Source organism: Pseudomonas sp. GM78 (genome assembly GCF_000282475.1).
GTDB lineage: Bacteria > Pseudomonadota > Gammaproteobacteria > Pseudomonadales > Pseudomonadaceae > Aquipseudomonas.
The window spans coordinates 1-14,766 of record NZ_AKJF01000057.1 but is presented as its reverse complement, the minus strand read 5'-3'; the positions used below and the strand labels follow the sequence as shown (position 1 = coordinate 14,766).

At 61.8% G+C, this 14,766-nt stretch carries 11 protein-coding genes; 6 read left to right on the top strand and 5 right to left on the bottom strand.

The genetic code is table 11. The annotated features are described in order from the left end of the window. Positions 1–24: 24 nt before the first annotated feature. Entirely contained in the window at positions 25–789 is a 765-nt protein-coding gene (locus PMI35_RS25190) for a GntR family transcriptional regulator (RefSeq protein ID WP_008056414.1), read from the bottom strand. 223 nt (positions 790–1,012) lie between these two features. Here PMI35_RS25190 and PMI35_RS25195 point away from each other — a divergent pair, with 223 nt between their 5' ends. Next, the gene (locus PMI35_RS25195; protein ID WP_008056413.1) at positions 1,013–2,203 is read left to right on the top strand and encodes a benzoate/H(+) symporter BenE family transporter; all 1,191 of its coding nucleotides are present in this window, start codon (positions 1,013–1,015) and stop codon (positions 2,201–2,203) included. Between the two features lie 44 nt (positions 2,204–2,247). On the opposite strand, the gene PMI35_RS25200 is transcribed toward PMI35_RS25195, so the two are convergent. Continuing rightward, the gene (locus PMI35_RS25200) at positions 2,248–2,592 is read right to left on the bottom strand and encodes a YggL family protein (protein WP_008056407.1); all 345 of its coding nucleotides are present in this window, start codon (positions 2,590–2,592) and stop codon (positions 2,248–2,250) included. Positions 2,593–2,824: 232 nt separating this feature from the next. Here PMI35_RS25200 and dacB point away from each other — a divergent pair, with 232 nt between their 5' ends. Next, positions 2,825–4,285, top strand: coding sequence for a D-alanyl-D-alanine carboxypeptidase/D-alanyl-D-alanine endopeptidase (dacB, locus tag PMI35_RS25205; protein WP_008056405.1), 1,461 nt, complete (start codon positions 2,825–2,827; stop codon positions 4,283–4,285). Between the two features lie 125 nt (positions 4,286–4,410). Here dacB and PMI35_RS25210 read toward each other — a convergent pair whose 3' ends face one another. Next, on the bottom strand, positions 4,411–6,798 hold the full coding sequence (locus tag PMI35_RS25210) for a sensor domain-containing diguanylate cyclase (RefSeq protein ID WP_008056403.1): 2,388 nt from the start codon (positions 6,796–6,798) through the stop codon (positions 4,411–4,413). Between the two features lie 212 nt (positions 6,799–7,010). Then, the gene (gene rlmKL / locus PMI35_RS25215; RefSeq protein ID WP_008056401.1) at positions 7,011–9,281 is read right to left on the bottom strand and encodes a bifunctional 23S rRNA (guanine(2069)-N(7))-methyltransferase RlmK/23S rRNA (guanine(2445)-N(2))-methyltransferase RlmL; all 2,271 of its coding nucleotides are present in this window, start codon (positions 9,279–9,281) and stop codon (positions 7,011–7,013) included. A gap of 528 nt (positions 9,282–9,809) precedes the next feature. Between rlmKL and rmf the strand changes: the two genes are divergently transcribed. Beyond that, positions 9,810–10,025 (top strand): ribosome modulation factor, encoded by a 216-nt coding sequence (gene rmf, locus PMI35_RS33680; RefSeq protein ID WP_003223300.1) that lies wholly within the window; start codon positions 9,810–9,812, stop codon positions 10,023–10,025. A gap of 212 nt (positions 10,026–10,237) precedes the next feature. Here rmf and PMI35_RS25220 read toward each other — a convergent pair whose 3' ends face one another. Continuing rightward, complete coding sequence (locus tag PMI35_RS25220) at positions 10,238–11,257, bottom strand: quinone-dependent dihydroorotate dehydrogenase (RefSeq protein ID WP_008056399.1); 1,020 nt, start codon at positions 11,255–11,257, stop codon at positions 10,238–10,240. A 229-nt stretch (positions 11,258–11,486) separates the two neighbouring features. On the opposite strand from PMI35_RS25220, the gene PMI35_RS25225 reads away from it, so the two are divergent. The 3 genes from PMI35_RS25225 to PMI35_RS25235 form a co-directional block, all read left to right on the top strand. Then, positions 11,487–12,698: a CmpA/NrtA family ABC transporter substrate-binding protein gene (locus PMI35_RS25225; protein ID WP_008056398.1), complete on the top strand. Its 1,212-nt coding sequence runs from the start codon at positions 11,487–11,489 to the stop codon at positions 12,696–12,698. 15 nt (positions 12,699–12,713) lie between these two features. Next, entirely contained in the window at positions 12,714–13,289 is a 576-nt protein-coding gene (locus PMI35_RS25230) for an ANTAR domain-containing response regulator (RefSeq protein WP_008056396.1), read from the top strand. Positions 13,290–13,556: 267 nt separating this feature from the next. Next, positions 13,557–14,766 (top strand): nitrate/nitrite transporter (locus tag PMI35_RS25235; protein WP_008056394.1); only part of this gene is annotated, 1,210 nt, incomplete at its 3' end.

Below are 14,766 nucleotides of genomic sequence, written 5' to 3'. Positions count from 1 at the left end.
CAGCGATAGGGGCGACGCGGTCTATCAGATTTTCGCTGGCGAACGCCCAGGCTTCTTGGTCTGCAGCAAATGCGAGAACACCGCGTGCAAATCATCCGACGCACTTTCTTCATCGAGATTGAGCTTGCTGTCGATGTGATCCATGTGATGCATCATCAGGTTCACCGCCAGTTCAGCGTCGCGCTTTTCAATGGCGTCGATCAACTGGGTGTGCTCGTCGTAGGAGCAGTGGGAACGGTTACCGCTTTCGTACTGGGCGATGATCAGCGACGTCTGGGACACCAGGCTGCGCTGGAAGCTGATCAGCGGGGCGTTTTTCGCCGCTTCGGCCAGTTTCAGGTGGAATTCGCCCGACAGGCGGATACCGGCACCCCGGTCGCCACGGGAGAAGCTGTCGCGCTCGTCGTTGACCATCTGCCGCAATTCGGCAATTTGCTCGGCGGTGGCATGCTGCACCGCCAATTCAGTGATCGCACGTTCCACCAGACGCCGGGCCATGAACACCTGGCGCGCCTCTTCGACGCTCGGGCTGGCAACGACGGCGCCGCGATTCGGACGCAGCAATACCACGCTTTCATGGGCCAGGCGCGACAGCGCGCGGCGAATGATGGTGCGGCTGACCCCGAAAATTTCCCCCAGCGCTTCTTCGCTCAACTTGGTGCCGGGCGCCAGGCGCTGTTCGAGGATGGCCTCGAAGATATGCGCGTAGACAATATCGTCCTGGGTTCCGCTGCGGCCGGCTTTGCCTGCTCGCGGCTGTTTCTTTAGGGGTTGCAACTGTTCGTTCATGGGCACTCGAGTCGGGAGAACTGCGGCGAATTGACGGTGACTGTAATACGGCACAGTGGGTCGCTGGCAAGTATCGCGTAAAAAACACTGCGATTGTACACAATGGTTAGTGCCAACACGACTGTACGGCTGTTTGTCACTTCCGCTGTATCGCAACGATCCATTACGTTTGAGTTTAGGCTTTAAAGCAGAATCCGCCGCCTGAACAAGGAACACCGCTGTCATGACAGACGCCACGCACACGCAACTGCGCCCCCTGGCCGACACTTCGCCGTCGGCCATCGTCGCCGGGTTCATCGCCATGATGACCGGCTACACCAGTTCCCTGGTGCTGATGTTCCAGGCCGGGCAAGCGGCCGGGCTGACCAGCGGGCAGATTTCGTCGTGGATCTGGGCGATTTCCATCGGCATGGCGGTGTGCTCGATCGGCCTGTCGTTGCGCTATCGCACCCCCATCACCATCGCCTGGTCCACCCCGGGCGCGGCCTTGCTGATCACAAGCCTCGGTGGCGTGACCTACGGCGAAGCGATCGGCGCCTATATAACCTGCGCGGTGCTGGTGACGATCTGCGGGCTGACCGGCAGTTTCGAACGCCTGGTGAAAAAGATTCCCGCGTCACTGGCGGCGGCATTGCTGGCGGGGATCCTGTTCAAGATCGGCAGCGAGATTTTCGTCGCGGCCCAACATCGCACCGCACTGGTGCTGGGCATGTTTTTTACCTACCTGGTGGTCAAACGCCTGTCGCCGCGCTACGCCGTACTGGGCGCTTTGCTGATCGGTACGGCCTTGTCCGGCGTCATGGGGCTGCTGGACTTCAGCGCGTTCCACCTGGAAGTGGCCACACCGGTGTGGACCACACCGCATTTCTCCCTCGCCGCGACCATCAGCATCGGCATTCCGTTGTTCGTGGTGGCGATGACTTCGCAAAACATGCCGGGCATTGCCGTGCTGCGCGCCGATGGCTACAACGTGCCGGCCTCGCCGCTGATCACCACCACCGGCATCGCCTCGTTGTTGCTGGCGCCATTCGGCTCCCACGGGATCAACCTGGCCGCCATCAGCGCGGCGATCTGTACCGGGCCACATGCCCATGAGGATCGCAACAAACGCTACACGGCGGCGGTCTGGTGCGGGGTTTTCTATGGCATCGCCGGTGTGTTCGGCGCGACGCTGGCCGCGTTGTTTGCCGCACTGCCCAAGGAGCTGGTGCTGTCGATTGCCGCACTGGCGTTGTTCGGTTCGATCATCAACGGCTTGAGCATCGCCATGAGCGAGGCGAAGGAGCGTGAAGCGGCGCTGATCACCTTCATGGTCACGGCATCGGGGCTGACGCTGTTTTCCATCGGTTCGGCATTCTGGGGGATTGTGGCGGGGGTTGTGACGCTGGTGATTCTGAATTGGGGTAAACGTTAATACCAAAAAAAACGGCGACCCTCGGGTCGCCGTTTCTTAGAACATCAAGCTACCGGATTGATCGGCTTTTCCGGGTACCAGACGTCCAGCAGCGGGCTGACTTCAACGCTGGTCAGCTCGGTGCGGCCTTTGAGCCAGGCTTCAACGGCAGCGCGTTGTTCAGCGCTGACCGAGCCACGCTTGATCAGGCAAACCAGACCGTAGTCATCACCGCCGACATAGCCCAGACCGTTGGCTTCCATGGCTTCTTTGAGGAACGCCTCGAGGAAGGCATCAATGGCTTCTTCGGACAGATCTTCCTTGAAATCCAGGTTCAGTTCGAAACCCAGCTCTTGAAATTCATCGACGCACAGTTTTTTGCGCAGACGCTGGGAACGGTTAGTCGCCATTGGAACAATCCTCTTAAGTAATAACGGGCCGCACTTTAGCAGTTTAAGCCGCCAATTGCCCGACTCTCTGGGCCGCCACGCCTACCGTCGGTAAAAAATAGCCCATTGGAAGGCCCACGTACGGCACACGCCGTAGCACCTTGGGGCATAATGCCGACACTTTCATGACCACTGAGGGAAATTATCTTCATGCCCTCGTCTTTTTCCCCCTCGGCTGTAGGGTTTTATCTACATGATCAAATCGTTGCGTCCATTGCTCCTGGCCGGCCTGCTATTGCCCCTGGCCCTCCCGGTTTCCGCTGACCCGATCAATACCAGCCTGTCGCCCAATGTCGAAAAAGCCCTCAAGGCCAGCAAGTTGCAGGACAACGCCCTGTCGCTGGTGATGATTCCGCTGAACGGCCCCGGCACCCCGACTATTTTCAACGCCGACGTCTCGGTCAACCCGGCCTCAACCATGAAGCTGGTCACCACTTACGCGGCCCTGGAAATGCTCGGCCCCAATCACCAGTGGAAAACCGAGTTCTATACCGATGGCACCCTCAGCGGCGGCATCCTCAACGGCAACCTCTACCTCAAGGGTGGCGGCGATCCGAAGCTGAACATGGAAAAACTCTGGCTGCTGATGCGCGACCTGCGCGCCAACGGCGTGACCCAGGTGACCGGCGACCTGGTCCTGGACAAGAACTTCTTCGTGCAGCCGCAACTGCCCGAGTTCAACGACGACGGCAACGACGAGAACAAGCCCTTCCTGGTCAAGCCCGATGCGTTGCTGGTCAACCTCAAGGCCCTGCGTTTCGTCGCGCGCAACGACGGCGGGCGTGTGCTGGTCTCCGTGGAACCGCCTATTGCCAGTATCCGCATCGAAAACCAGGTCAAGGCGATCAACTCCAAGCAATGCACCGGTGGCGTGCGTTACAACCCGGTCCCCCAGGCCGATGGCAGCGTGACCGTGACGGTCGGCGGCCAGTTGGGCGAAGGCTGCAGCTCGCAGACTTACCTGTCGTTGCTCGACCACGCCACCTACACCGCCGGCGCCGTGCGCGCGATCTGGAAAGAACTGGGCGGCAGCATCCAGGGCCGGGATGTGCTGGCGCCAACGCCGAAGGATGCCAAGGTACTGGCGCGGGCGTTCTCGCCGGACCTGGCGGAAATCATCCGCGACATCAACAAATACAGTAACAACACCATGGCCCAGCAGCTGTTCCTGAGCCTGGGGCAGAAGTTCCGCACCGATGCCGACGCCGACGACGCCAAGGCCGCCCAGCGCGTGGTCCGTCAGTGGCTGGCGAAGAAAGGCATCACCGCGCCGCACCTGGTGATGGAGAACGGCTCTGGCCTGTCCCGCTCCGAACGCGTCAGTGCCCGGGAAATGGCGTCGATGCTGCAGGCTGCCTGGCGCAGCCCTTACGCCGCCGAGTACATCAGCTCGATGCCGATTGCCGGTACCGACGGCACCATGCGCAAACGCCTGAAGACCACCGCGATGCGCGGTGAAGCCCACGTCAAGACCGGCACCTTGAACACCGTGCGGGCGATCGCCGGCTTCAGCCGCGACGTCAACGGCAACACCTGGGCGGTGGTGGCGATCCTCAACGACAAGGCACCGTTTGGCGCGTCGTCGGTGCTCGACCAGGTGCTGCTGGACCTGTATCGCCAGCCGAAACTGGCGCAGACGGCTTCGGTGTTGTAAGCACACCTCAATCAACTGTGGGAGCGAGCCTGCTCGCGATGATGGCGGCACATCCAACAATGATGTGACTGAAAGACCGCTATCGCGAGCAAGCTCGCTCCCACAGGTATTGCGTACAACCAGAATCAGTTCATCTCCCCCTGCACCCGATCCCTGCCCTCCTGCTTCGCCACATACACCCCCGAATCCGCCCGCAACAACAGTGCATCCGCGCCCTCGCCAACCCGCCAGCTGGCAATGCCGAAACTCGCCGTGACGACACCTACCTCATCGATCGGCGCACTGCGCAGGCTTTGCCACAACTCCAGTGCCAGCAGTTGGGCCGGCTCGCCACCGATGTCCGGGCAAAGGACCATGAACTCTTCGCCGCCCAGGCGACAGAACACATCCGTGCGCCGCAGCCGCTGGCCAATGCGCTCGCACACGGCCTGCAACACCCGATCGCCCACGGCATGGCCGTACTGGTCATTGATGCGCTTGAAGTGGTCGATGTCGAGCATGATCACCGACAGTTCGCCACCGCCGCGCTCCACCCGGGCCATTTCGGTGGTCAGGCGTTCCTGGAAATAGCGGCGGTTGTGGATACCGGTTAGGGCGTCGGTGACCGACTGCGCCCGCAGTTCTTCTTCCACCCGCTTGGTGTCGGTGATGTCGGAGATGTAGCCATGCCAGAGCACGCCGCCGCCCGGCAGTTCTTCCGGGGTCGCTTCGCCGCGGACCCAGCGCAGGCCGCGTTGGGGCAATTGCACGCGGTATTCCTCGCGCCAGTGGCTGAGGGTGTTGGCCGAGGCGCGGATCGAGGCGCGCACGCGGGTGGTGTCCTGAGGATGAATCCGCGTGAAAATCGCCTCGGCGTTGAGCAGCAGCACGTCCGGCTCCAGCTCATAGATCTCGCGAATGCCGTCGCTGGCGTAGATCACGCTGAAACGCCCGTCGAACTCCATCTTGAACTGGTAGATGCCGCCGGGCACATGGGCACTGAGTTTCTTCAGCAACAGGTCCCGTGCGGCCAGGGCCTCGTGCACACGCTTGCGTTCGGTGATGTCGATGCAGATCGCCAGGTGCCCGACCCACAACCCCTGTTCGTCGAGAACCGGAGTCGCCAGCATGTTGACGATCAGGTGGCTGCCATCGCTGCGCACCAGCGTCCACTCCCGCGCCTCATCGCCACCCTCGACCAGCATCGCATGACAGGCCGGTACCGGCTTGCCGTAACGCGCCGTCAATTCTGCCGAGCGTGCCGCGAGTTCCCGGGGCAAGTGCAGGTTTTCCAGGGTCATGTGCCCGACCACTTCGGCGACGGTGTAACCGAGCATCTGCTCGGCGCCAGCATTGAAGGTGCTGATCACTCCGCGCAGGTCCGTGGCAATGATCGCCACCTGGGTCGCGGCATCCAGCACCCCGCGCAACTGGCCATGGGTGCCACGCAGCTCCTGTTCGCGGGCGCGCAGTTCCCCGGTCCGTTGCTCGACCATTTTCAGCGCCCGCTGCCGCTGACTGGCCAGTACATAGAGCAAGGCGCTGAGCAGCACACTGAGCAGGCCACCGAGCACCACCAGCGTCGTCACTGAAGAATGGTTGGCCTTGAGGAAAGCCGCGCTGGGGCGGATATCGACCTGGTAATCGTGATCGGCAAGACGCAACAACCGCGTCGCAGACAAGTCACTGGACGCTGGCGCATTGGGCGATTCGAACAGCACCTCGTGCTGCTCATCGGTGGACAGGTCGAGGATGCGCACCGAAAGATAATCACGCCCCGCCTCCGGCAACCCGTCCGCCAGCAACTGGCGCATGCTGATCACTGCCATGACATATCCGAACGGTTTGCCGATGGCGCCGCCAACGCTGCTGCGCAGCATGACCGGCGCGACCAACAGCACGCCGCGGGCATATGTCGGCTCGATATTGACCAAGTGCATCGGCTGCGACACGGCCATGCCCTGGTGCTTATCGGCCCGTTCCAGCGTGGCGCGACGCAAGGGCTGGGCCAGCAAGTCATAACCCAGTGGCGCACCGAGCTTGCTTTGCGTCTGGCTATACAGCACCGCCACGTACTCATCCCGATCACCGGCCAATTGCAGTTGTCCGGCGGCATTGAGTTCGCGCAGGGTGAATTCGCTCAGGCCCTCCTCGCGCGCCCGGCGCTCGAAGGCTGGCCGCTGGTCACGACTGACCCGTTCGGCGAACGAATAGGCCTGGGTGCGGTGCAACAGGGGTTGGGTGTAGCCGTTGAATTCTGCGCGCGAGACCGTATCGGAGTTGGCAAAGAACCGGCGCAGGCCATCGAGGCGCTGCTCCTGATCCTGGAAACGTTCTTCGATTCGGCTGTAGCGTTCGCTGGCCAGCAACTGGAAGCGTTGCCGCAATTGATGTTGAAACAGGTTCAGCGTCGACCAGGCGAGCAATGCCGTGAGAATCCCGCCGACGAGCAAGACCATGAGCGCGACCAGCCCGGCCGGGACATCTTCGCTGATAAAACCCAGGATCTTGGGGCGCACGGCGTGCAACGACATAGACGCAACTCAAAACGCCATGTGCGGGAAAGCCCATTGGCCGTGGATTGAGTTATAGCTATTAGCCACTAATTTGACCAGCACTGTGGAACCAACAACGCCTGGTCCGCCAACTGTAGGAGCGAGGCTTGCCCGCGAACCAGGCACCGCGGTGTGTATGTCACACCGCGTTATCGTTCTTCGCCGGCAAGCCTGGCTCCTACAGAGATCTATCAGCGAGCAGTGATTTTCCAGGCGCGATGGATCTTGGCGTTACGGGAAAAATCCGCATCGATGGTCTGGGCGGTGATCTCTTCGATCGCGTAGCGCTCGCTGAGGTTGGGCTCGAGCTCGAACTTGCGAAAGTTGTTGGAGAAGTACAACACCCCACCCGGTGCCAGCCGCGCCATGGCCAGGTCGATCAGTTGCACCTGGTCACGCTGCACATCAAAGACCCCTTCCATACGCTTGGAGTTGGAGAACGTCGGCGGGTCGATGAAGATCAGGTCGTACTCTTCACGGCAGGCGTCCAGCCAGACCATCACATCACTCTGCTCCAGACGGTTCTTGTCGGAGAAACCGTTCAGGGACAGGTTGCGACGCGCCCAGTCCAGGTAGGTTTTCGACAGGTCGACGCTGGTGGTGCTGCGCGCGCCGCCTTTGGCCGCGTGGACACTGGCGGTGGCGGTGTAGCAATACAGATTGAGGAAGCGCTTGCCGGCGGCCTCTTTCTGGATGCGCATGCGCATTGGCCGGTGGTCGAGGAACAACCCGGTATCGAGGTAATCGGTGAGGTTGACCAGCAGCTTCACGCCGCCTTCGTTGACCTCGACGAACTTGCCCTGGGCCGCCTGACGCTCGTACTGCTTGGTGCCGCTCTGACGCTCGCGGCGCTTGACCACCACCCGGTTCTTGTCGATGTTCAGCGCCTGCGGGATCGCCGCCAGGGCGTCGAACATGCGCGCCGAAGCCTTCTGCGGATCGATGGATTTCGGTGCGGCGTATTCCTGGACGTGGACCCAATCCTGGTACAGGTCGATGGCCATGGAGTATTCCGGCATGTCGGCATCGTAGACACGATAGCAATCGATGCCTTCACGCTTGACCCACTTGCCCAGCGCCTTGAGGTTTTTCTGCAGGCGGTTGGCAAACATCTGCCCACCTTCGCTCAGGCGCGGCTGCTCGAACACCGGAGCCGGTGCTGCCGTCGGCTTGATCGGGTTGCCATTCTTGTTGTACTGGCGCTCTTGCGGCTCGTTCGGCGCCTGTTCGTAGGCCGCCTCTTCACGCTCGGCCTGACGCTGTTCCGGAGTACGACGCTCGCCGGTGACGAATTGATCCGGCAACACCTTGATCAGCAACAGCTTGCACGGCAAGGCGCCGTTCCAGAACGAATACTGCTTGTGGCTGCGGATGCCCATGCGCTTGCCCAGGTCCGGGGCGCCGGTGAACACCGCGGCTTCCCAGTTGAGGCAAGCCTGACGCAGGCGTTCGCCAAGGTTCTGGTAGAGGTAGAGCAGGCTCGCCTCGTCGCCCAGACGCTCGCCGTACGGTGGGTTGCAGATCACCAGGCCTTTCTGGTTCTGGTCCGGACGCGGCTCGAAGGTCGCGACTTCGCCCTGGTAGATCTTGATCCACTCGCTCAGGCCGGCACGTTCGACGTTGTTGCGGCCTGGTTGAATCAGGCGCGGATCGGCTTCGTAACCGCGAATCCACAGCGGTGGCTTGGCCAGGCCGGCAGCCGCACGCTCACTGGCTTCTTCATGCAATTTTTTCCACAGCGCCGGTACGTGACCGAGCCAGGCAGTGAAACCCCATTGCTCGCGGCGCAGGTTTGGCGCGATATCGGCGGCGATCATCGCGGCTTCAACCAGGAAGGTACCCACACCACACATCGGGTCCGCCAGCGCGCCGCCTTCAGCCGCGATACGCGGCCAGCCGGAACGGATCAGGATCGCCGCCGCCAGGTTTTCCTTCAGCGGTGCCGCACCTTGCTGCAGGCGATAGCCGCGCTGGTGCAGGCTATGGCCGGACAGGTCGAGGGAGAGGATCGCTTCACCGCGATCCAGGCGCAGATGGATGCGCAGGTCCGGGTTGAGCTTGTCGATGGACGGACGGTCACCCTGCGGGGTGCGCAGTTTGTCGACGATGGCGTCCTTGACCTTCAAGGCGCCGAAGTGCGTGTTGTCGATGCCCGAGCCGTGGCCGCTGAATTCGACGGCCAGGGTGCCGTCATTGAGCATGTGGTCTTGCCACTCGATGTCCAGCACACCGTGGTAGAGGTCTTCGGCGTCTTTCATCGGGAAACGCTTGAGCACCAGCAGCACCCGGTTGGCCAGGCGCGACCACAGGCACAGGCGATAAGCGGTTTCCATGGTGGCCATGCCACGCACGGCAGAAGTGTGCTCACGCGCTTCCTCAAGGCCAAGCCCGACGGCTTCCTCGATGAGCAGGCCTTCAAGGCCTTTTGGGCAAGTGAGGAAGAGTTCGAAACGATCGGACATGAGGATTACAGTGCCTTTGCTGAGTGAACCGGCAACGCATTGCCGGCCCGGTTTTCAATCAGGCGCTTTTCTTGAAGAGCGCCCGCGTGGCACGAAGGTGTGCCGTTCCACCCTTGCTGCCCGGGTTAAATGAGCTTAGATGCAAGGACAGATAAAAAAGTTAATGCAACAAAATGACATAAGTCGACCCTTCGTCGAATAGTCCGTCCCGGCAACGGGAGGCATTCTCAGCAAGGGATTAACCTGATCATCTAACGCAGGGCCGATCATACCGGGGTTTGATCAATAAATACGCCACAAACATCATGTTACTTAGTGCCATAGCAAATTAATAGTTACGTCCTTATGACAAAACGATCATTCCCTCGATGTGACGCATTGGTTAGAACTCAATACAGGTTGGCGCCGCAATGACGCCAACACCTTGGCTCGTCACGCCGGCAACGAGCCCCAACGGCAGAGTTTTTCTGCCAGACCTCGATTGAGGTCGACGCGATACCTACAGTCAACAAGTGAGGGCAACACCCTATGAGAAGACTTAAGCGTGATCCGTTGGAAAGAGCATTTTTGCGCGGATATCAATATGGCGTTGGTGGCAAATCCCGTGAGCTTTGCCCATTTACTCTACCGTCGGTACGCCAAGCCTGGATTAACGGCTGGCGAGAAGGACGCGGCGACAACTGGGACGGTATGACCGGCACTGCGGGAATCCACAGACTCAACGAACTTCACGCCGTCGGCTAACACAGGGCACACACTCCGACACACAATCTGATCATGTAGCGAATTAACCACGCACGTCCCATCCGGACGGCGGGCTGCGGCCCAAGGGCTCCTTTGAAGGGGCCCTTTTTTATACCTGTTGCATGGTCAGACACCATCCCTGTGGGAGCACGGCTTGCCGGCGATGGCGTCCTTGAGACCGCTATCGCCGGCAAGCCGTGCTCCTACAGGGATTAGCGCAAGGCGGCGATCGCGTCGACCGATTCGCGAATCAGCGCCGGGCCCTTGTAGATGAAGCCCGAGTAGATCTGCACCAGGCTCGCGCCCGCGCTGATTTTCTCCGCCGCGTGCCGGCCTTCGGTGATGCCACCCGCCGCGATGATCGGCAAGCGACCGCCCAGTTCCGCGGCCAGCACCTTCACGGTGTGCGTGCTCTTGTCACGTACCGGTGCGCCGGACAGTCCGCCCGCCTCGTCACCATGTTCCATGCCTTCGACGCCCACGCGACTCAGGGTGGTGTTGGTGGCGATGACCGCGTCCATACCGGTTTCGATCAACGCCTGTGCGACCTGCGCGGTTTCTTCGTCGGTCATGTCCGGCGCGATCTTGATCGCCAGCGGCACGTGCCTGCCGTGACGCAGCGCCAGTTCCGCCCGGCGCGTGGCGAGGTCGGCCAGCAGTTGCTTGAGCGAATCACCGAATTGCAGGCTGCGCAGGCCCGGGGTATTGGGCGAGCTGACGTTGACTGTGACATAGCTGGCGTGGGCGTAGACCTTGTCCAGGCAGATCAGGTAGTCGTCGACCGCCCGCTCGACCGGGGTGTCGAAGTTCTTGCCGATGTTGATGCCCAGCACGCCCTTGTACTTGGCGGCCGCCACGCGGGCCAGCAGGTGATCGACACCCAGGTTGTTGAAGCCCATGCGGTTGATGATCGCCTCGGCCTCCGGCAAGCGGAACAACCGCGGCTTCGGATTGCCCGGTTGCGCACGCGGGGTAATGGTGCCGATTTCGACAAAACCAAAACCCAGCTGCGCAAAGCCGTCGATGGCCGCGCCATTCTTGTCCAGGCCAGCGGCCAGGCCTACCGGGTTCGGGAAGTCCAGGCCCATGACATTCACCGGCAGTTTTGCCGGGGCCTTGCACAGCAAACCGTTGAGCCCCAGACGCCCGCCCGCGCCGATCAGGTCCAGGGACAGATCGTGGGAGGTTTCCGGGGAAAGTTTGAACAACAGCTGACGGGCCAGGGTGTACATGGGCGGGCTTGACTCGATTGGCGGCGAAATGAGGCGGCGATTATACCCGCGCATCGGGGTCGCAAGCGAGGCGCGCGACAAAAACAGCGGGCGATGGCATATGCCTTGCACCGGCACAGGTATCAGCACGCAGGCCAACGACGGAATGCGTGCCAGGACAATGGCGTCGTCAGCCGCCCCTGCTCACACGGGGTCCGGGACGACGTTTTTTTTGGAAGGTGCGAAATCGATGAACGAACCCTCAACCAATCCCCTGGCCTGGGTCAATGGCAGCGATGCCCCGGAAAAGACCGAAATCAACCTCGGCTTCATGGCCCTGAGCGACTGCGCTTCGGTGGTGGTCGCCGCCACCCAGGGCTTCGCCCAGCCCTACGGACTGACCCTGAATCTCAAGCGCCAGTCGTCCTGGGCCAACCTGCGGGACAAACTGGTCAGCGGCGAACTCGACGCCGCCCACAGCCTCTACGGCTTGATCTACGCCGTGCACCTGGGCATCGGCGGCGTGGCCCCCACCGACATGGCGGTGCTCATGGGCCTGAACCAGAACGGCCAGAGCATCAACCTCTCCCACGGCTTGCAGGCCGCCGGCGTGACCAGTCCTGAAGCACTGGACCGTCACGTGCACCAAACTCGCCCAAAACTGACCTTTGCCCAGACCTTTCCCACCGGCACCCATGCCATGTGGTTGTACTACTGGCTGGCGAGCCAGGGCATACATCCGTTGCACGACGTCGACAGCGTCGTGGTGCCGCCGCCGCAAATGGTGGCGCACCTGCAAGCCGGGCGCATCGACGGCTTCTGCGTCGGCGAGCCCTGGGCCGACAGCGCGGTGAAGCAGAACCTCGGCTTTAGCCTGGCCACCTCCCAGGCCATCTGGCCCGACCACCCGGAAAAAGTCCTCGGTTGTACGCGCGCCTTCGTCGAGCAATACCCCAACACCGCCCGCGCCCTGGTGATGGCGATCCTCGAAGCCAGCCGTTTCATCGACGACAGCGTCGAGAATCGCCGCAGTACCGCGCAATTGCTCAGCGCACCCCAGTACCTCGATGCGCCGTTGTCGTGTATCGAACCACGGCTGCTGGGCGACTATGCCGACGGCCTGGGCAACGAATGGCAAGACCCGCATGCGCTGCGTTTCCATGGGCAGGGGGCGGTCAACCTGCCCTACCTGTCCGACGGCATGTGGTTCATGACTCAGTTTCGTCGCTGGGGCCTGTTGCGCGACGACCCCGATTACCTCGCCGTAGCTCGTCAGGTGCAGCAACTAGACTTATACCGTGAGGCCGCCAGCGCCGTCGGTGTCGCCGCCCCGGGCAATGAGATGCGCAGCAGCCAGTTGATCGACGGCAAGGTCTGGGACGGTGCGGACCCGGCTGGTTATGCCCGCAGCTTCAGGCTGCACGCCATGAGCGACAGCTCGCCACTTCTCGCCAGCCGCTGACAGGAGACTGCAAACATGCTGCGTATCCTGCTGATCAACGACACAGCGAAAAAAGTCGGGCGCCTGAAAGCTGCCCTGACCGAGGCCGGCTTCGAGGTCATCGACGAATCCGGACTGACCATCGACTTGCCCGAACGCGTCGAAACGGTGCGCCCGGACGTGATCCTGATCGATACCGAGTCACCGAGCCGCGATGTCATGGAGCAAGTGGTGCTGGTCAGCCGCGACCAGCCACGGCCGATCGTGATGTTTACCGACGAACACGACCCCGATGTGATGCGCCAGGCGATCAAGTCCGGAGTCAGTGCCTACATCGTGGAAGGCATTCACGCACAGCGCCTGCAACCGATTCTCGACGTGGCCATGGCGCGCTTCGAAAGCGACCAGGCCCTGCGCGCCCAACTGCACGCCCGTGACCAGCAACTGGCCGAGCGCAAGCGCATTGAGCTGGCCAAGGGGCTGCTGATGAAGATGAAGGACTGCAACGAAGAAGAGGCCTACACCCTGATGCGTCGCCAGGCGATGAGCCGCCAGCAGAAGCTGATCCAGGTGGCGGAGCAGATCATTGCCATGAGTGAGTTGCTTGGCTGAACAGCAAAAGATCGCAGCCTTCGGCAGCTCCTACAAATGGAATGCGTACACCCTGTAGGAGCTGCCGAAGGCTGCGATCTTTTCGGCCCAACCAAAAAATCCGCCATGTGGCACAAATCTGGCTAAGTAATCCCTACAGGTAACCAACGGCGGTTGCCCCACCTACGACAAAGACGTCGCTCACCTCATTTGCCCCATGGCGAATCAGGTGGCGGCGTTTTTTTTGTTTTGGCTCCCGTTCGAGACTCCTATCAGCTGAGGTAAGCGATGAATTCAAGCTTCTGGAAATCCGGCCATACCCCGACACTGTTCGCAGCCTTCCTCTATTTCGACCTGAGTTTCATGGTGTGGTACCTGCTCGGCCCGCTGGCCGTACAGATCGCTGGCGACCTGCACCTGACCACGCAACAACGCGGGCTGGTGGTGGCCACGCCGATTCTGGCCGGCGCGGTACTGCGCTTCGCAATGGGGATGCTGGCTGATCGCCTGTCTCCCAAGACCGCCGGCCTGATCGGCCAGGTGATCGTCATCTGTGCGTTGTTCGGTGCCTGGAAACTCGGCATCCACACCTACGAGCAAGCCTTGCTGCTGGGGCTGTTCCTCGGCATGGCCGGCGCCTCCTTCGCCGTCGCCCTGCCCCTGGCATCGCAGTGGTATCCGCCGCAGCACCAAGGCAAAGCCATGGGCATTGCCGGGGCCGGGAACTCCGGCACCGTACTCGCGGCGCTGATTGCGCCGGTTCTGGCGGCTGCCTTTGGCTGGAGCAATGTGTTCGGCTTCGCGTTGATCCCGCTGATCCTGACGCTGATCGTTTTCGCCTGGCTGGCCAAGAACGCGCCTGAGCGGCCGAAAGCCAAGTCGATGGCCGACTACTTCAAGGCCCTGGGCGACCGCGACAGCTGGTGGTTCATGTTTTTCTACAGCGTGACCTTCGGTGGCTTCATCGGCCTGGCCAGCGCCCTGCCTGGTTACTTCAACGACCAGTACGGCCTGAGTCCGGTGACCGCTGGCTACTACACGGCAGCCTGTGTGTTTGGCGGCAGCCTGATGCGTCCGCTGGGCGGCGCCCTGGCCGATCGTTTCGGCGGCATTCGCACCCTGCTCGCGATGTACACCGTGGCAGCCATCTGTATTGCTGCCGTCGGTTTCAACTTGCCGAGTTCCTATGCCGCGCTGGCCCTGTTCGTGTGCACCATGCTCGGTTTGGGTGCAGGCAACGGTGCGGTGTTCCAGTTGGTGCCACAGCGTTTCCGTCGCGAGATCGGCGTCATGACCGGCCTGATCGGCATGGCCGGCGGCATCGGTGGCTTTGCCCTGGCGGCAGGCATGGGTGCGATCAAGCAAAGCACCGGCAGCTACCAGATGGCATTGTGGTTGTTCGCCAGCCTGGGCGTGCTCGCCTGGTTCGGCCTGCACGGCGTAAAACGCCGCTGGAGAACCACCTGGGGTTCGGCCGCCGTAACGGCTGGTCGGGGCT